Annotated in this window: 16 protein-coding genes; 4 read left to right on the top strand and 12 right to left on the bottom strand. The window is 37.0% G+C overall.

All coding sequences use genetic code 11. The annotated features are described in order from the left end of the window. Nucleotides 1-905: 905 nt before the first annotated feature. Nucleotides 906-1,451, top strand: a complete 546-nt coding sequence (locus tag BC008_RS09585) for an RNA 2'-phosphotransferase (RefSeq protein WP_027845879.1) — start codon at nt 906-908, stop codon at nt 1,449-1,451. A gap of 112 nt (nt 1,452-1,563) precedes the next feature. Here the strand turns inward: BC008_RS09585 and BC008_RS09580 are convergent, their stop codons facing one another. From BC008_RS09580 to BC008_RS09540, 10 genes are all read right to left on the bottom strand, one after another. After that, a complete protein-coding gene (locus BC008_RS09580; protein WP_027845878.1) occupies nt 1,564-2,568 on the bottom strand; it encodes a DnaJ C-terminal domain-containing protein in 1,005 nt (334 codons plus the stop codon). 298 nt (nt 2,569-2,866) lie between these two features. Beyond that, nucleotides 2,867-4,156, bottom strand: coding sequence for a glucose-1-phosphate adenylyltransferase (locus BC008_RS09575; protein WP_027845877.1), 1,290 nt, complete (start codon nt 4,154-4,156; stop codon nt 2,867-2,869). Between the two features lie 198 nt (nt 4,157-4,354). Beyond that, nucleotides 4,355-4,711 carry a hypothetical protein gene (locus BC008_RS09570; protein WP_235595839.1) on the bottom strand — a complete coding sequence of 119 codons (357 nt, stop codon included), beginning with the start codon at nt 4,709-4,711 and terminating at the stop codon, nt 4,355-4,357. Between the two features lie 37 nt (nt 4,712-4,748). Beyond that, on the bottom strand, nt 4,749-6,494 hold the full coding sequence (locus BC008_RS09565; protein ID WP_027845875.1) for a S8 family peptidase: 1,746 nt from the start codon (nt 6,492-6,494) through the stop codon (nt 4,749-4,751). Between the two features lie 298 nt (nt 6,495-6,792). Beyond that, nucleotides 6,793-8,835 carry a calcium-binding protein gene (locus BC008_RS09560; protein ID WP_058183461.1) on the bottom strand — a complete coding sequence of 681 codons (2,043 nt, stop codon included), beginning with the start codon at nt 8,833-8,835 and terminating at the stop codon, nt 6,793-6,795. 1,099 nt (nt 8,836-9,934) lie between these two features. Next, nucleotides 9,935-10,141, bottom strand: a complete 207-nt coding sequence (locus BC008_RS09555) for a hypothetical protein (protein ID WP_058183460.1) — start codon at nt 10,139-10,141, stop codon at nt 9,935-9,937. A 12-nt stretch (nt 10,142-10,153) separates the two neighbouring features. Then, nucleotides 10,154-10,717: a peptide deformylase gene (gene def, locus BC008_RS09550; RefSeq protein WP_027845586.1), complete on the bottom strand. Its 564-nt coding sequence runs from the start codon at nt 10,715-10,717 to the stop codon at nt 10,154-10,156. Nucleotides 10,718-10,985: 268 nt separating this feature from the next. After that, nucleotides 10,986-11,324 carry a hypothetical protein gene (locus BC008_RS09545; protein WP_027845587.1) on the bottom strand — a complete coding sequence of 113 codons (339 nt, stop codon included), beginning with the start codon at nt 11,322-11,324 and terminating at the stop codon, nt 10,986-10,988. A 179-nt stretch (nt 11,325-11,503) separates the two neighbouring features. Beyond that, nucleotides 11,504-11,659 (bottom strand): hypothetical protein, encoded by a 156-nt coding sequence (locus BC008_RS49375; protein WP_161938097.1) that lies wholly within the window; start codon nt 11,657-11,659, stop codon nt 11,504-11,506. A 448-nt stretch (nt 11,660-12,107) separates the two neighbouring features. Further along, nucleotides 12,108-13,472 carry a pentapeptide repeat-containing protein gene (locus BC008_RS09540; protein ID WP_027845588.1) on the bottom strand — a complete coding sequence of 455 codons (1,365 nt, stop codon included), beginning with the start codon at nt 13,470-13,472 and terminating at the stop codon, nt 12,108-12,110. Nucleotides 13,473-14,012: 540 nt separating this feature from the next. On the opposite strand from BC008_RS09540, the gene BC008_RS09535 reads away from it, so the two are divergent. Continuing rightward, nucleotides 14,013-14,915, top strand: a complete 903-nt coding sequence (locus BC008_RS09535; RefSeq protein WP_027845589.1) for a cell division protein FtsX — start codon at nt 14,013-14,015, stop codon at nt 14,913-14,915. A gap of 184 nt (nt 14,916-15,099) precedes the next feature. Next, the gene (locus BC008_RS09530) at nt 15,100-15,912 is read left to right on the top strand and encodes a DUF3598 family protein (protein ID WP_027845590.1); all 813 of its coding nucleotides are present in this window, start codon (nt 15,100-15,102) and stop codon (nt 15,910-15,912) included. A gap of 377 nt (nt 15,913-16,289) precedes the next feature. Here BC008_RS09530 and BC008_RS09525 read toward each other — a convergent pair whose 3' ends face one another. Next, on the bottom strand, nt 16,290-16,946 hold the full coding sequence (locus tag BC008_RS09525) for an Rpn family recombination-promoting nuclease/putative transposase (RefSeq protein WP_235595838.1): 657 nt from the start codon (nt 16,944-16,946) through the stop codon (nt 16,290-16,292). A 197-nt stretch (nt 16,947-17,143) separates the two neighbouring features. Beyond that, complete coding sequence (locus tag BC008_RS09520; RefSeq protein ID WP_027845591.1) at nt 17,144-17,995, bottom strand: alpha/beta hydrolase; 852 nt, start codon at nt 17,993-17,995, stop codon at nt 17,144-17,146. 286 nt (nt 17,996-18,281) lie between these two features. On the opposite strand from BC008_RS09520, the gene BC008_RS09515 reads away from it, so the two are divergent. Next, nucleotides 18,282-19,097, top strand: a complete 816-nt coding sequence (locus tag BC008_RS09515; protein WP_027845592.1) for a uroporphyrinogen-III synthase — start codon at nt 18,282-18,284, stop codon at nt 19,095-19,097. Nucleotides 19,098-19,176: the final 79 nt, after the last annotated feature.

The raw sequence follows: 19,176 nt of genomic DNA, 5'->3' as shown, positions 1-19,176 counted from the left end.
TTGCATCTGAATATATTCCTTGGGTCTGATAATGTATTAACCATCACCTTTTTGTATTTATTCAGCAAGCCCTAAATAAATCCTTGAGTTTTAATTCCAACCAAGGATAAAAATAACCCCAAAGGGTGATTTTATTATTACCATTTTTCAACTAAATTTATGATAATACAGTACGCATTTTTTGACTCTCCATCAGTAGCTTTCTCGTGAATAATACTGGAAGCTGCTGATTTTTCATATCATAACCTCTGTGACAAAATCAAGATAAAATTTTTATCTTTAAAAAATGTTTGCGATCATAAACCTGACAATTAGGGATTAAGATTTTAAGCTTAGAATTTAATTATCAAAGATTTAGCTTGTACATTAGTACTAATGTACTAAAAAATAAGTAGTGATTCAATATCTAGATTCTAGTTCGAATACATTTGATTTCATGTTTTTCAATTTGCAAGTCATCTTTATCTATCTGTTGTCAGACTGCAGAAAATAAAATTACTTGTAGCATATTGAAATTAGTTTCCTATCTCTAGATTAATTAGTGAATCTGGAATTATTAGAATATTTAGGGTTTGCTGAATAACTTTAAAACTTTTATCTTGTAAGCTTTTCAGGCTATTTTTGGAGAAAAAGGGTGCAAGAGAATAGAGGTATAAAGCTTAAAAATCTTCCATTTCCAATTTATTGGAGTTGAAAAAATTGAAAATAACAAGGCTCAAACTGTTCCCTACCCCGACCAAAGGACTTTTTTAACAGCAAGCCCTATTTAGAGAAAAAAATAGAAATATCGTAATTTATTTTTTGAAAAATACATGTAGCGCGGGATAATTCAACATGAATTATTCTGTGCTACACTTGCTTTAAAGTTAAAGAATTAAAAAATCACCCCCATTGGGTGCTCGTTAATGAATAATACTCGCTTAATAAAAGTCAGTAAATATCTTAGTAAACACCTACGCCACCAACCAGAAAAAATAGGAATTACTTTGAGAAAAGGTGGTTGGGTGGAGGTCGATAAGCTTTTAAAGGCTTGTAAGAAAAATGGATTTCCTATAAGTCGTTGGGAATTAGACGAAGTCGTTGCTAACAACGACAAAAAACGTTTTTCTTTTGATGAAACAGGTATTCTAATTCGTGCCAATCAAGGGCATAGTGTAAAAATTGACTTACAGTTAGTAAGTCAAACTCCCCCTGATATCTTGTATCACGGTACAGGACATAAAAGTATAGAATCAATATTGACTAATGGTTTGTCGAAGATGTCACGGCATCACGTACATTTGTCTACGGATATTACAACGGCACAAAAAGTTGGTGCAAGACATGGAAAACCAGTAATATTACTAGTTCATGCGATGGCAATGCATGAGAACGGTTATCTATTTTACTGTTCTGATAATGATGTTTGGTTGGTAGATAATGTTCCGCCCAAATATTTACAAATACAATAAACTTTAGGTTGAAAAAATTGTCTTTGGTGGAATGGAAAATTTCAACCTACATTCGAGTAATGACTCTCATTAGAAGCTAATATTCAAATTTAAATATTGATAAATATCCAATTTAAAGCCGAATATTTTGCAAATGACTGCGGGGATTGAAAGTTCGAATGGATTGGATTTTTTCGTAATACTCCCGCTCAGTGGCTGAAATATCTCTAGGTGTGGCGATCAAGATTTTCACTAACTGATCGCCACGTTCTCCTTGAGGTTGACGCCAACCTTTTCCACGTAAACGTAGAGACTGACCATTACGTACCCCTGATGGTAACTTAACATTAACCATTCCATCTGGTGTGGGAACGTCAATTGCAGCACCAAGAACCGCTTCATCTGGAGTAATTTGGACTTCACAAACTAAGTTATCCCCATCAAAGCGGAAAAAAGAATGAGATTGTAATTCAACTTTGAGATACAAATCCCCACGTTGTTTTGTTACGGGGTTAAGTGGTCCTTTTCCCCTCAGACGCAAACGGGAACCAGGTTTACTCCCCGGTGGGATACGAACATCGATGGTTTCATTCCCCAAACTGAAACGCTTTTGAACGCCATGAAAAGCTTCATGATAGGTCAAATTAACAATAGCTTCACTATCTCGATTTGCACTAGAAGCAGTATTTTGGAAACCAAAATCGTTAAATCCACCGCCAAAACCTGAGGTTCCAGCGTTACGGTAAGAATAGCTTTGACTGCTACTTCTAGTCCCACCACCAAAGCGACCTAGCAATTCATTAATAAAATCATCAAAACTACCGTACTGGCTAAAATCGAAGCCACCCGCATCAAAACCAACTCCACCAGAACCAACTCCACCAGAACCAAATCCTTGACCTGCTTGCTTCCAGTATTGACCAAATTGGTCGTATTTTTGGCGTTTTTCGGGATCTGACAAAACTTCGTAAGCTTCATTCACTTGTTTAAATTTAGCTTCCGCATCTTTATTACCCTGATTAACGTCGGGGTGATATTTTCTTGCTAGCTTACGAAACGCTTTTTTTATCTGATCTTGATCTGCACTCTTACTCACCCCCAAAATAGCGTAGTAGTCTTTGAAGTTGGTTGAATCCATCTACCAGCCTCCTGTAGAAGTTATACTTATATTTTCTTTATATTTGGTCCAGAGAATTGGACAATCCACGATTTGGGACAAATAAAGTCTGACTTTAAATTAACAAAAATCAAATAAAATAAGCGTGCGGTTCTTACTTATAGGAATCAGGAAATTTCCGTACCCACGGTTGAAAAATAATATAGGATTGGGGATTAGGGATTAAGCAACAGAAAGCTTCTCTTCCCCGATCCCTAATCCCTAATTTTAGATATCATGCGGAGCATATACCCCAAATACCAATCATTAAGCTCAAATGCTAAATAATAGTCCCATCAGGAATTACAGCATTTTTGAGAGTTACAACGATACCATTGCGAATATGAAAACCTAATGATTCCCGCTCGGCTTCTTGTACGTTATCTTTATTTATAATTTTAACGTCACAACCAATGCGAGCATTTTTATCAATGATCGCACCCCGAATCACTGTTCGAGCACCAATTCCAACAGCTACTTTCTTTTTATCGCAATTGGACTGTCGTTCAGCAAATTCTTCGTAGTAATCAGCGCCCATAATCATTGTATTTTCGATTAGGGAGTCAGATTCTACTCGCGTTCTCACACCTAAAACCGAATGTTCTATTCGGCAATTTTTCAGAATGCAACCATCACCAATAATCGATTGGGTAATTTTACAATCTAATAATTTTGAGGGGGGTAAGTAACGAGGACGAGTGTAAATTGGTGCATTTTCGTCATAAAAACTAAATTGGGGTTTAGGCTGTTGAGTCAAAGCCAAATTAGCATGATAAAATGCTTCAATTGTACCAATGTCTTCCCAGTAATCGTCAAACAGGTAAGCTTGAACCCTATAATCCTTAGAAGCATCAGGAATAATTTCTTTACCAAAGTCAGTTTTTTCAGCAGACTCTTTGAGTAGCTTTATTAAAACTTCTTTGTTAAATACATATATTCCCATTGAGGCAATATAAGGTTGTTTTTCTGCTTCCTCTGGAGATAAGCCCAAAATAGAAGTGTCAACCCACATTTCCTCTAGCGCTTCACCCTTGGGTTTTTCACTGAAGTCGACAATTCTCCCAGTGTCGTCAATTTTCATTAAGCCGAAATCAGATGCACGTTTTGCATCTACAGGAATAACCGAGAGAGTGATATCTGCTCCAGTTTCCCGATGACGCTGTACAAACTTGGCATAATCCATGCGGTAAAGATGATCGCCGGAAAGAATTAAAAATTGATCTACATCCCACTCTTCGAATAACCACAAATATTTACGAACCGCATCAGCTGTTCCTTGAAACCAACTAGGATTTTCTGGAGTTTGCTGAGCTGCGAGAACTTCGACAAATCCTTCAGTGAAACCCGAAAAATTATATGTAGATGACAAATGACGATTTAAAGAAGCTGAATTAAATTGCGTCAGAACATAAATTTTGAATATCTCCGAATTAATACAGTTACTAACAGGGATATCAATTAAACGATATTTTCCTGCGAGAGAAACTGCTGGCTTGGCCCGGAGCTTTGTTAGTGGATAAAGGCGAGTACCAGCGCCACCACCTAAGATGATTGATAAAACTTTTTTCACAACGTGTCTCCCGACTGCCTTTCAAATCCCACCTACAGTTTATGTTGTGAGTTAAGCAACTGGTAAGGGGGATCTTAAATAATCCAAGTTAAGTTTTTATGCTTAAAGGCTTTATTAGGGAGAATATTTGCGTTTATAACTAAGCAAGAATGTATCAATTTTTGTTGATAACCATAAATCGAACCAAGATTTACGCAATTAACCCTGATTCACAAAACGCAGTCTTTGCGAAAGTTTCAAGTGTTTAACCCAATTCTGGTCCGATAATTCAGAAATTGTATGAGCAGATACAGTAGCAGTAAATACTGTTTCGCCTTCAGTCTTTTTACGGATACCCAAATCAATCAAAAAATTTTGAGCTGCAGATTCTAAAATCGGCTGAGTATGAATAAAAATTATGAACAAACGTTGATAGGGGTTTTCGACTTGGTTGATAGCCATAGCCAGAGCAGTATCTATTTTTCGGTAGTTCATGGGGATTTGGGGATTAGGGATTAGAAAGAAATTCAATCTTCCTAATTTTCCAGTCGCCACTTTTAAGTCACTGGTTCCCACTCTTCATCTCACCCAGTCCCCAATCCCCGGTCCCCAATCAAAGATTTTCGGTATTGATTAGTCCAAAACCCCATTTGCGATCGAAGGTTCCTGCAGGTTGTTTGGGAATAGAAGAGTGCTTTTTCAGTATTTCTTTGATAGATGCAGGATCGAGATTAGGATTTCTTTGTAATAGAAGTGCAATTAAACCAGAAATAAAAGGAGCAGCCATGCTAGTTCCTGCAAGAGCCAAACACTCAGAATTGTGCATCATTGAGCGATCAAAGTTCGCTTGGGAAGATAAAGCAGAAATAATCATTGCTCCAGGTGCAGCAACATCAGGTTTTTGCTCGTTATTTCGCAGGGGACCTTCACTACTAAATTCAGAAACGGTATCTAACTCCAAACCCATTTCTCTTTCTTCACCATCAATATCACTGTATTTGACTTTGCTGGTGTAGGAAGCAACGGTAACAGAACTCTTTGCAGCCGCTGGGGAACCGATCTTAACAGCATCACTAACACTTTTTCCGGTAAAAAATACAGAACCTCCAGTATCATCCAAAGTCCACACATCCAAACGAACATCTTTGCAAGCTGTATTGCGAACTTGTAATTGCCAAACACCACCTGTCACTGGTCCCGAAAAACGTCCCCACCCTTGACCGCGAATTTGTACGAAGAAATTATGGTCGCCATTTGCAGGATCGGGACCTGGAGTGACAATTTCTATCCGAGAATCAAATAGTTTATATTGCTTGGCTGGATTTCCCTTAGAGTTAACTGCTTGGAAGGGGGTAACAAAACCATTGGGGGAACGCAAAGCAATTTCTAATTCAGAATCGCCATCATACCAACCATTAAGCCAGATAATACCAGCTTGATGGGGAGGTACTTGAAAGCGCATTGTATGCTTATCTTTACTTTTGACTACTGCTTGGGCGTGAATATTATCATTACCTTCATTACCTGCTGCACAACAAACTATTCGCCCTGGACCTGTTTGAGCGTCAATAATTTGGGATAATGAATCGCTACCGTCGTGAGCATCTGCATGTCCGCCCAAACTGAGATTTACTACCGCAGGATATCCCATATTATCTGCAACGCTAAAAATGTAGCGTACCGCATCAGCAATATGAGCATCTTGCATATCAGTCTTGACAATTATTAGTTGTGCTTCTGGAGCGACACCACAAAAATCCCCACCATCGCCAGCAGCAATACCTGCTACATGGGTTCCATGTCCGTTAGTATCTTGGGATATCTTGAGCAAATCACCTTTTAACTCCGCCCCATAAGGACCTTCAACTACACCCGGACCCGGCAGAGTTTGATCCCAAATCTGTAGGATTCTTCCTTTAAAGGCGGGATGTTGGGGGTCTATACCGCTATCTACTATGCCGATAATAACTCCCTTACCATTTAAACCGGGATGTTTTTGTTTAAACTGCGGTAAGCAAACTTTTTCTGATGCTATGTCCATTCGCATTTCCAGTTTGCGAGATGGTTTGACACGATGAATTGCAGGTTCTTCTGATAACCGCTCCAATGCGTTGATTGGTAAGTAGGCTGTACGAACAGAGCCTTGGGATTGATTAAATTCAATTCCGAATTCTGATAAATGACTCAAGTCAGTATCTTCATCGCAGTAAACAAACACAACTATCCGTGTGGGTTTAGTAGATGTTTTGGGTAAAACAATTCCTAGTGATCGCTTATGGGCGATTGAAGCTTCTTCACCTTCACGCTGAACATCTTCAAATGCAAGCAACAATCCAGGAGAAAGTTTTTGATGTCTCATTTTTTACCCTGATGATTTCGAATTGTTGCCAGATTTTAACAAATGAAGTAGTTTATGTCACTCAATGTAGAGTATTTTTTTTAACCGCTTTATTTTTAGTAACTATGATGTTCTTAAGTAATTTATGATCGTCCGCACTACGCAAACAGATAAGCAGAGGAAGCCCAAGAATTTGAAGGGAGGGGAAAGATAATTATTTTTTGTCCTCCTACTACCTTCGCTTCCCCTGCTTGACTTATAGAGAATTTTCATTCAGTGTGTGTGGAAACCCTATTGATTCCCTACTCTCTATTTATTTTCAAGTTAATAGGAAATCATTAGCAGAAAAATCTCCCTGAATTCCTGGGTCTGTAAGATTTTCAAGATTAGCGAGAACGCTGATAGAACCGCCATCACCGAGATCTTCAGAGAATACAGCCCTAGAAAATCCTAGGCTCTGGTTGAAGTAAACAAACACACCTTCATCGGCACTAATACCACTATCTGCGATCGCTTTTGCTGCTTCTGTTGCGTTAGCAAATGGGTCGCGTAATATCAACAAATTATTGTCGCCCGATAGATCGGCACTGTTAGCTTGCTGGAAGTTGAATTTGTCAACATTCAACAGTTCTTTGTCAAAAACTAAATTATCTTCACCAGTTCTGAAGTCAGTAATAATGTCAGGAGCATTTAAAACATTAATACCAGTAGCAGAATTTTGCATTGGTTGACCGCCAGAAAATGGGTCATCCGTAAAGGCAAAAGAATCCTTACCATCTCCACCTGTCAAGCTATCTACACCAGCACCACCAGCGAGAAAGTCACCGTTACTTCCACCCTTAATAGTGTCATTTCCAGCACCACCATCAACAGTGAAGCTAGTTTTTCCTTCACTACCATCAAACAAGTCATCGTTAGCACTGAGTATTATGTCACCTTCAATTGAGCCTTTGCTGATAATCTCAACGGTGTCCGCAGCATCACTAACATCAATCGCTAATTTTCCTTCGTTAAATGCGCCACCTTCAATAGTTCCGTCGTTAATGATAGAACCATTCAAGTCCACTCCTTCTTGAATCGCTATAGCTGCACCATTTTCTGCTACTAATCTACCTGAGTTTTCGATATTGCCATTGAATGATACAACCTCTTCAATATCATTGCCACGGAACAGACGCACTGCTGAAGATAGATTACCGTTAGTCGCCACACCTCGACCTTGTGCTAGTCCAGAGTTGACTATAGAAGTCGTAACATTTCCACCTAGTTCCCAAGAAATGGCATCACCATTATTACCTTGACCGACATCAATCAGTCCCTTATTGTCTAAGAAATAGTTGTTTGCAGTAAGATCGCTGTAAACGGTGCCGTTGCGGGGGTTATCTGTAGTAGTAATAAAACCTTCATTAATAATATTGACTTGGTCGCCACCAATATGGACTGCCCGACTAGCGCTGGTGATAGTACCTTTGTTGCGAAGTGTACCTGATACTTGACCGCCACTGCCAAAATTAACACCATCATAACCGCCATTAATCAGACCAGTATTGAGAATTTCACCATTGAGTTCACTTCCATCTTCAAAGCTAATACCCCTACCATTCTCAGGATTGACACTTCTGATTTCACCACTATTGATAATAGAACCATTGAGTTCAACATTCGGTTGAACAACCACAGCTGCACCATTCTCGGCTGCTAGTTTACCTGAGTTTTCAATATTCCCATTGAATGATACAAGCCCTTCAATATCATCGGGACGGAACAGACGCACTGCTGAAGATAGATTAGTTCCAATCGCCTCACCTCGACCTTGTGCTAGTCCAGAGTTGACTATAGAAGTCGTAATATTTTCACCTAGCTCCCAAGAAATCGCATCACCATTGTTACCTTCACCGACATCAATCAGTCCCTTGTTATCTAAGAAATAGTTGTTTCCAGTGACATTACTGTAAACGGTACCATTGCGGGGGTCATCTGTAGTAGTAATAAAACCTTCATTAATAACGTTGACTTGGTCACCACCAATATGGATTGCCCGACTAGCGCTGGTGATAGTACCTTTATTGCGAACTGTACCTGAAGCTCTACCATCATCAATGAAATAAATACCGTCTCGACCTCCATCAATAGTGCCATTATTCACAATATTGGTATCAGTCCCACCTGCCTCAATTGCTCTGCGTTCACTCCGAATAACTCCACCTTCAATATCAACGCGATTGAGAACCCCTTGTGCTGAAACAGCAGGTTCTTCGCCACTGACTTCCAAGCGACCAAATACCTTTAAGGATTCGCCAGATTCGTCAAGTACAACAGGAGTATTGCTAGTTTCGTTTCCAGGAATGATTTTTTTTGACATGATGTTAGTTCCTTTTGATTTTGATTGAGTGCTGCAAGTGAGAATGATGATTAAGCAATTAAGCTATTATTACGGCCATATGTAAACTTAAATTTTGATGCGCAAATCCTAAGATTGGCTAAAACGCACAAAACGAAAATATTGTAGAGGTGTTGATATGGCTTCAAATCAAAACTCAGAATTCATATCGATTAATAAATAATCCAATCAGAATATGGAGATTTTATTAATTCGAAGTCTCTTAAGTGTGTATGCGGTTATTCACCATACTTATGGACACGCACCACTTATTAGACGCATCTTCGCAGGATGCGCACAAAGGCGTATGAAAGTGATGACATTTATTTGTTTGGATCTCTTATGAGGAACATAGGCTCATAAAACAAAGTCAAATTCATTATGACTTCATATAAAATATATACTCATAACGGAAATAAGTCAAATTCGTTATGAGTTCACATCAAAATATAAAGACTTCAGGCGCTAAGTAAATGGATAAGTAAATTGACAAAACACAAACCTGCGCACTGGTACGCACTAAGCTAAGGATGCTTGGGAAGAAATACCAGACTCGACTGCGATCGTTATTCAGTCAGACCGTATGGTGATGCAATCTTTTCAACCGCGATCACTTTGAGGTGCTGTTTTGGTCTCGGTCTGAAATAACATCAATATCTGGAGCTTTTAATACTATTTTTATCAGGACTTACGCAACGGTCTTCGTAGCGTGTCCGTAGGACATAGATTTGTCATTGCGACCGGAACACAGTGTAGGGTTAGCGCAGCGTCTCCGTTTAGGAGATAGCAATCCCTNCGCAGCGTAGCTGTTAGCAAAGCGTGACGTTAGTCATACGTAATGACGTAATTACGTTAATTTTGCGTAAGTCCTATTTATAAAAAAATGATTAGTAGAGATGCATAAAACAATATATCTGCATTAAACGAAAAAATATTATAAGTCAGTAATTTTAAATGCTTTTGGAGAAATATTCTTCTAAATCAGATTCGTGATTGACGATCTAGATAAAAGGTAAAGGTAAAAGGTCGAAGGGTAATTCTTCCCTTATCCTTTCCCTTTTCCTTTATTCATACCTGATGCTTACTTAATATTAGCCCTTGCATCCCTAACTGCAGCAATAAAAAATAATGCTGTCAAAGGAATACTTAAACCTAAAATAATTGAGGTAACTTGAACTCCGTAATCTGGTTCCCCAGAAGAAAGTTCAAAAATTGAACCGACACCTGCAATTGCGGTGATGCAAGAACCTAATAAAAGTAGTCCACTTTTTGGAGTTAATATACCCACTTGTTGATCGCCCTATACTACTGGTTTTACAGCTTGTTGAGAAAAACCGTGTTTAGATAATTCTTGTGCTAAAGCTAAAGAATTATCTACACGATCTACAAACACCACACCGTTAAGGTGATCCATCTCATGTTGAATACAGCGTCCAAGTAAATCTCCTGCTTTGATTGTCCGAGGACGCCCATTTTCGTCTTTATAACTGACTTCGACTACCTGGGGACGGGTTACATCCATATAAACCCCTGGTATACTCAAGCAACCTTCTTGTGCTTGACAGATTTCTTTACTAAATTTTTTGATCGTAGGATTAATCAAAATTAATGGGGGGTTAGCTGGATTGTCCGGTTCAACATCAACTACAATTAACTGCTTGTGAACTCCCACTTGGGGTGCTGCTAAACCAATACCATCATTACTATACATTGTTTGCAGCATTTCCCGTATCAATTGACGGGTTTCATCATCTACCTTGGCAATTCGCTTTGTATTTTGACGCAATACGCGATCACCCAAATAATGAAGTTGTAAGGGAGGATTTTTCAACTTCTTTTTTTCAACAGCAATTCCCGATGGCATAATCTTTTAACTCACTTTTTGAGATTAGGTTTTATACGTTTCTGGTTCTATAATCTTAACAATTTGAGATGTTTGTCTAGTTTGAATAAGTATAGAATTTACCCAAATTTAAGGAATAATCAATTTTTGCGGCTTTGTACCAAATACCCAAGAAAAAATATGATAAGCGCCCCTAACCGATAACTTTTGGGCGCTCTAAGATTTATTTTATATCCTTTCAAACCCTTCCTAGGGTTTCATGTAAAGGGTTCATCATATCTGGATTTATTTATGGTTCATCTGATAATAACTCATCACTGTTAGTGGGAACCATCTCTAAACTACCAGATGGATTAATCATTTTGAAAGAATTGCCTTCATCAAGAGCATTGTCTTCTTCGTCTGCTGGAATCTCCGAATCTTTTTCTATTGGTTTTTCTAATTCTGATGATAGAGGTTTTCTCATAGGTTTGACAGCTAAATTTGCTGCTTGGGGTGGATCGTTACTAATATTAGCTATATCACCACTAGTTTTTGTTAGAACACCCTCTAAATTATTATAGCTACCTACAACAACACCGATAGCATCTCCTTGGGGGTTAATATTAATTTCACGTTCTTGAGGCATTATATCTCCTTAATAATAATAGATTTACAGATAAAAAATAAGGTTTTTGTAGTAGTACATATTTCACCTCTTTTCAGCTGAGAATTTAACTGGATTTCCTGCTAAAAGTAATACATTTTAAGTATTCAAAACTTTAAAAAGATACAGCTAGCAAAATAACCAATATTACAACCTAAAACTTATCTCGGCTGAACAACTGGAGGTGTATCGTTATTTGTATTTGCTAGATCCCCACTGGTTTTTGTGAGGATTCCTTTTAAATTGTTGGAATCGCCAATCACAACACCAATTGCATCTCCTTGAGGAGTAATATTTACTTCACGTTCTTGTGGCATGATATCTCCTTGATTGATTTTGCAAGTAAAAATTGTCTGAGTAAAAGTTATATTGGAAATAAAATTTAGATTTCGTTGCAACGCAAATAGCTTTTTGCAAATAGAAATCGAAGTTAACTAATTGCAGTTACAATTGATACTTATAATTTTAATGATTTTGAATTGTAGATTGCGATCAACTAAACCAAAGTTTATAAGAATCAAAATTTATAAGAAGCAAATTACCTAAATTATCGACACTCTAATATTAGTAAATAAGATTACGACTTCAGTAGTTGAAGGTAGTAAAAGCAAAAAACTGATATCTACTTTGCCTGAAGACAAACTTTATACCTAGTCTGCTTGTAACAAAATCTTGATACCTATTTTTCCTACAGTAAAAACTCCGTTAATTTCGGAAATAGAAATAATATTATCAATATTAATTAATAATGAAATTATACTTAGGCTATAAATTTGGTAATTTTGATAAGGGACTTACAGATTTTGCAAATTCACCTTCGGAAAAAGTTTCTTCCCAATTGCTAGGAAGGCGATTTGGATTGGGATTTTCAGTTGTGGGAACCCGTAAAAAGATATATTCACATTTGACATTTTCTAATTTGGTGTCAGGTGAAATCCGCCAATCTTCAATATATGCACCGGTTAAATTTGCTCCACGAAAATCAGTTTTATCCACATGTGCTTGTACTAGTTTACCTCGAGAAATATCGGCATTTTGCAAATTAGATTCACTCAAGTTAGCCCCAGTCAAGCTAACATCCTTGAGATTTGCTCCTGCTAAATTAATTCCTTGCAAATCCCAGCCATCACAGTTGCGATTTTGTAGCTGCTTAGTAATTACAAGCTCTCGTAAATCTTCCTTTTCCAAGTAAGTATTCTCAAAAGCAGCCAAACGTAACTTTTTCACCTGAAACCAGCAAGTACGAGTTAAGTTTGCCTTATTTAAATTCGTATTTTTAAGCTTTGTTTGAGTAAAATCAGCATCAGTTAAATTTGCACCTTGAAATGTAGTTCCATACTTCGCTGCGATGTTAACTATGATGTTGCGAATTAATTTTTGTTTCTTATCTCCTGCAAGAGCAGAACAGCCAACATAGGATGCCAGTAATACAACCGAAATTCCTACAGCTGCTGCAACACCTCCAGCTAATACGCCAACTGTTGATGCAGCTACGGCTATAATGCCAGAAACGCATCCGGCGATCGCCACAGTCATAGTCACTGCAAATACACCTGCAACTGCACCAGCTAAGGCTGCAGCACCTGAAACAATTACAGCTCCAGTTGCTGACACTACAACACCAACTGCACCAGTAACAATTACCGCGACTAATTGAGCCAAACCCATTGCGCCCGTATCTGCTGCTAATCCAGCCCATGCAACTGCGACTATACCAGCCCACGCAACTGCAGCAACAGCGACCCACGCGACTGCAACTGCTAAAAACCCAGTTGCAGCAACTATGCCTTTACGGATCGCCAAAAGAAAGAATATTACTAAAACAATTAAACTAGCAACACCGACATACAGATTTGGTTGGTTCTGCTCGGTTAAAACAAACCCAACCAGAGAACCGCCAACTGCTGCAATACTTCCGGACAGTAGGGATAATAGTAATGAAAAGATAACTAATATCACAAACCAACGACGCTGCAGTCCTGCTTTAGCATGACTGAAATTTGCGCCTCTAAGAATTGCACCTGTAAAATTTGCACCTCGAATATCGGAGTAGGAAAAGTCTACGCCGGTTAAATCTTGACCTTTAAAGGATTTACCTCTTAGCTTTACGCGATGATAGTCTGGAGCCATTTTCAGATGCCTGTGGTCGGGACATACATTTTGCTACAGGTTGTAGGATAGCAGTTTTTTGTGGCTTTCGATATCAAGAGTCAGGACAGAGCTTGCTTTGAAGAACATTACTCATTGCTAGAAGCAACACATACAAGTTTATCGTCCACGTGTGGGCAAAATTTGATTTAGATTTATTTGGCTTTCACATGAAAGTTTCTCAATGGTAAAGATTAGAGAAATAGCAGCAATGTTTTTTGTTGAGTGATTTAATCTAAGTCTTATGAAGTAATTTTACCACCTGAAGTAGAAATAAAAATTACAACCTTGTAGTTTATGCCAAGAATTTATAAGTAAAGTTTTTTAAAGGATCAGGGCTCAACAGAACGAATATTTTTGACATAAATATTTTTGACATAAATATTTTTGACATAAATTTTTGACATAAATTTTTGACATAAATATATAACCACCAAAAACTTAGAGACATTTCAAGTTGAGATATTTACAATGAATTGTTCCGAAACAATTCAAAATCCTTGCGTTATTTGGGGAAAAACAATGTTGAAAGTCCTGACTCAAATAGATTATTTGCTCAAAGAAACTTTTTTGGGTTTACGACGTGGTGGATGGATGAATTGGGCGGCGCTCAGTACAGTTACCGTACTACTATTTTTATTTGGTATGAGCCTGCAAACTTCCTGGTTAATGGAAAATATCCTCAACCAATTTGGCAATCAATTGGAAATATCGGTCTATATGGAACCAAATGTAAGTGCAGATAGAATCATTCCTTTAGTCGCAAAAATACCAGATGTCGCTGAAATAAAGACAATTCATAAAGAACAAGCTTGGAATTCTCTAGTTCAAGAATTAGGAATTTCAGATCTTGAAGGTGCAACAACACAGCTAAACGGAAATCCTTTAGTAGACCAGATTGAGGTGAAAGCCCGTAATTCAGATATTATGCCGAGCTTAGCGACGAAGCTAGCTAAATTACAAGGTGTTGATAGCGTCCAATATGTAGATGAAGCCTTAAAACGTCTTACCCAACTAAACCAAGGTTTACATAGAGTTTCTTTGGGTATCACTTTGGCTTTAACACTGACAGCAACTGCAGTCATTAACACCACAATTCGCCTAATAGTTATGGCGCGACGTCAAGAAATAGAAATAATGCAATTAGTAGGAGCTACATCTGCTTGGATATATTTACCATTTATATTCCAAGGTATGGCTTTTGGTCTCTCAGGAGGAGCTATGGCTTGGGGTTTTATTAGTATTTTCCAGCAATTAGTCTCTAATTTTGCTGCTCAGCAACCAGAATTTATCCAATTTCTGGCAAATAACTTGCAATTTTCTATTGCTCAAACTCTATTTTTACCCATAGTTATTTTAAGTTTCGGTATGTTTGTAGGATTTATGGGTAGTATATTTGCTGTAGGTCGATTTGCCAAAAGCTAGAATCCCAGAATTTAGAATCCCAAAATCTAAAATCCAAAAATCTAAAATCCCAAAATCTAAAATCCCAAAATCTAAAAATTATATTATTCGCATCAAGACCTATGATATCTGTAGGAGTTCGTCGTAATTGATGATAGCGTTCAATTACTCTTATAAAATTAAAAATAATTAAAAATTCTTGGCTATGAAATCTCAGTGGGAATGTTTTTTAGAAAACCTGGCTGTCTGGGAAGGCTCTTTTACTACTTTTTCCCCCCAAGGTGAGCTTCTCAAAGACACTCCCAGTCGTCTTACCTTGGAAGGTTATAACAATAATCAGAACGCTCGCTTGACTCTTCAAATGGAAGGAGAAAGAGATATCGTTTTGGAATTCAGTCCCCAAGGGATTGGCGGTATCATGTTTTTTGAGAATGGAGCTTTTTCTCAAGGTCCAATGCAGTTTAGCCGATTTTCTTTGTTTGGGGGGGAGTTTGGTTTAATTCACGAGAATAATCGCTCGCGTTTGGTGCAAATATTTGATAGTAATTCTCGCATTAGTAAAATAACTGTTATTCGCGAACATAAAGCTGGAACTAACAAAAAAGAACGTCCTCTACTTCATATCGATGATTTACTAGGGAAATGGGAAGGTGAAGCAATTACGATCTATCCTGATTTGCGATCGCCAGACAATTACACAACCAAAATGCAATTGCAATTGGATGGAAGTGGGCGTTTAAGACAAAACTTAAGTTTTGGAGATCGGACAATTAGTTCTAGCGCAACTGTTAAAGGTTCAGTTCTTCACTTCGATAAAGACCAAGAAAACCCAGTAAATGTTTTATTTTTACCTGGTGGGAGTTCTGCAACTTTTCCAGTTGAAGCTCAATCGGGAAAACCAATTTTTCTTGAATCTGGTTGGTTAATAGAACCCAATTTGCGTCAGCGACTGATTCGCAGTTACAACGAAAAAGGTGAGTGGGTAAGCTTGACTTTAGTTACAGAAAGAAAAATTTAAAAAGAAAAATAAATTTTTATAGTCTTCTGCTTAGAGCCATAATTTTTCTATTTACTAGCAACTAGAATGAGTAATGCTTTGATTCGATTAGCAACTACTCATCTGTGGAACTAACTCATTATGATTATTTTCGTTAGATAAGTAGGTGAATAGCTTTTATAGAAGTATTCAACAGTTCTTTATTTGCCTTCTACTACTTTTCTCACAACTTCTATATCTAACTCTAGGATTTCAGCAATTTCTTTGCTATTCATCCCACGTTGCATAAGTTTAGTTACCATTACGATTTTTATTTCTTTTTTAGCTTCTTCTTTGAGTTCTTCCTTAACTTCATCTCTTACTTCTTGCTTGAGTTTTTCTTTAGCTTCTTCTCTAAGTTATTCGTATACTTTAGTACCTTTAATGAGTTCCATGCTTAACATTTCCTTTACCTCTTCCCGACTTAAATTAGGAAACTTATTAACTAAAATCGCTTCTATTAATTCTAAAACTTTTCTTTGAATAGCTGCATCTTTGACTTCCAGCCTTGCTTTATCAATTAGCTGTCTTACTGATGTTTTAGCTTTTTGCTTTTCTTCAACAATTAACTTGATAATTCCCAATCCTAGTGATTGAGATGATACGTCTTCCATCTCATCAAGATAAAAGCAGCGCAAATGTGGATTTTTGAGTGAATTTAAACGCTGAGGATATTCAGTATCATTATTACGAGTGTCGAAAATTACTATGGCATACCAATCAGAATTGGGTGGTTGATAGTGATAAAAGTAAAGTAGAATGCTAGTTAAAAACCTGTCGTAAAAAAGCTTGTCTTTATAACATTGAACTTCGACAAAATAAATTGGTTCATTGGAAGCTTTCTTTGAGCTTGAATCTAATGTGAGAAATATACCATCAAGTCGAAAACTGGTTTCTTTAATTTCTTGACTTTTAAATTCGTAAAGATTTGATAGATTAGGTGGTTTTCCGATTAGTTCGAAAAATATATATGGAAATTCTCCAAACAGTTTATAAAAAACCTTATCTGTTTCCATTTATTTAGTATGTTTATTAAATAAAAAGCTAATTTATTAGCTTCATTATTCAATTATTTTTAATCAATAATTATCAAATAAAAGAGTAACATTAGAATTACATTTATATATAATCTCTATTTATATTATTTAATGTTTGATATTTGATATTTGATTTTTAATGTTTATACTTTGATTAATATTTAGACTTTAAAATATTATTCTGTTGGGGATAAATGTCTCTCTAACCAAGATCCTAAATCAGCCATCACCTGCTCGTAACCGAAGTCATCTTGAATTTCGTGATAAGCTTCTGGATATTCTAAAAGTTCCTTATCTGGGAAAGTAACTTTTTGGAAAAACTGACGACTTCCTTCAGGTAAAGTAACCGTATCTGCACCACCCTGGATAATTAATAAAGGAATTTGCAAATCTTCAATATGAGCATGGATCCAATTGACAGTATCAATAAATTCAGTTGATAATCTTGCACTACCACGAGTGTGACGTAATTTATCTTCAGCATAAGCAGCTAAAACCTTCTCATCTCGTGCTCCTGTATCAAGTTTAAGCCCCGTACTTAATGTAAAACGGGGCAATACTCGGGACAAAATTTTACCAATAGTTAGTTTAAATGGCGATATCCCTAATTTTCCTACTGCTGGGGCTAAAGTGATCGCACCAAATAATGACGATCGATATACGCAAAATCGCATTACATAATCTAGTACTACAACACCTCCCATACTGTGACCCAGAATAAATTGAGGAAGGTTGGGTAATTGAGTTTCAACTAACTGTAAAAAAGCTTTGAGATCTGTTCTAATTTCCTCCCAAGAATTAATGTGCCCCCTTTGACCATCAGAACGCCCATGTCCTCTTAAATCAAAAGTATATATTGCATAACTTCTAGGTATTAAATGCTCTACAATATTGCCATACGAACTGCTGTGACTGCCCAATCCATGGACAATACTTAAAACTCCACGTACTTCAGTTTGGGGGTGCCAGCTTTGGTAATAGAGATTTACACCTCCGGCACCTTGAAAAAGTCCTTCATTGTATTTCACTTCGGTGCCTCCATTTTTGCATTCTTTTTACTTTCTCATATGACACAAAAAAGAACAATTATTGTCGTGCTTTAAACTTCTATATCAAGTAGATAAACTTAAAAGCGCTTATTCTATAAGTAAAATCTCACAGATATGTGAACAAACTTGTCTATTATTAATCTATAGAACCCTAAGCTTTGGATTCACTTTTCATAGTGAAACTTATATATGCCATAAATTACCCTAATCAACTTAATCGAAACAGTTGTGTTGAAATAATAGATAAATTAGGGAAGAAATTAATATGCTAACTCCAACACTACAACTTCCTTTGTGTAATAAAAGAATTATTGTTACAGCACCACGTAATTATGCTAATAGATTAGCTCAGGAATTAGTCAAGTTGGGTGCTTTGCCATTTCTAATGCCAACTATTGAAATCATTTTGTTACAAGATTTTACTAAATTAGATCCCATACTTTATAAATTAAATACATTTGATTGGATTACCTTTACTAGCAGAAATGGAATCGATGCTTTTTTTCAACGTTTAGAGTATTTAGGGGTCAACTTCTCAGTTTTAAAAAATAATTGTTTATGTGCAATTGGCAAAGATGCAGAAAAATTAACTGCTTTGGGATTGGAAGTTGATTTGATTCCAATAGAACCAAGCCCTTCCGGAATTATTGCGGAGTTAGCTGAAATTCCTGATATAGCCGAACAGAGCATACTTGTACCAGTTCCAGAAGTAGTTAGCGTACCAGAACCAGATGTTGTGCCTAATTTTATTGCAGGATTGAAAAAATTGGGGATGGAAGTTACTCCCATTCCTACTTATAAAACAAGCTGTTTAGATAAAAATTTTTATCAAGTAGAATTGGATTTAATTCGTCAAGGCAAAATAGATTTAATTGCTTTTAGCAGTACTGCAGAAATCGCAGCTTTTTTAAGAATGTTTGACGACTGTCCAGATAACTGTCAAAACTCTGCGATCGCTTGCTTTGGTCCTTATACAGCCAGTAATGCCAGAAAACTTGGCTTGAAGGTTTCTATTGTTGCTGAAGACTATAGTTCTTTTGCAGGCTTTGCACAAGCGATCGCTAAATTTTACAAGCAATGAATATTATTAGACCCGTCCAAAATATTAATATAGGTACAAAAAAATGGTAGAAAGGAAAATTAGTACTCTACCATTTTGA

This window comes from Mastigocoleus testarum BC008, from assembly GCF_001456025.1.
GTDB lineage: Bacteria > Cyanobacteriota > Cyanobacteriia > Cyanobacteriales > Nostocaceae > Mastigocoleus > Mastigocoleus testarum.
Note: the sequence above shows the minus strand (reverse complement) of the source record. Positions and strands in the feature narration are given on the sequence as shown.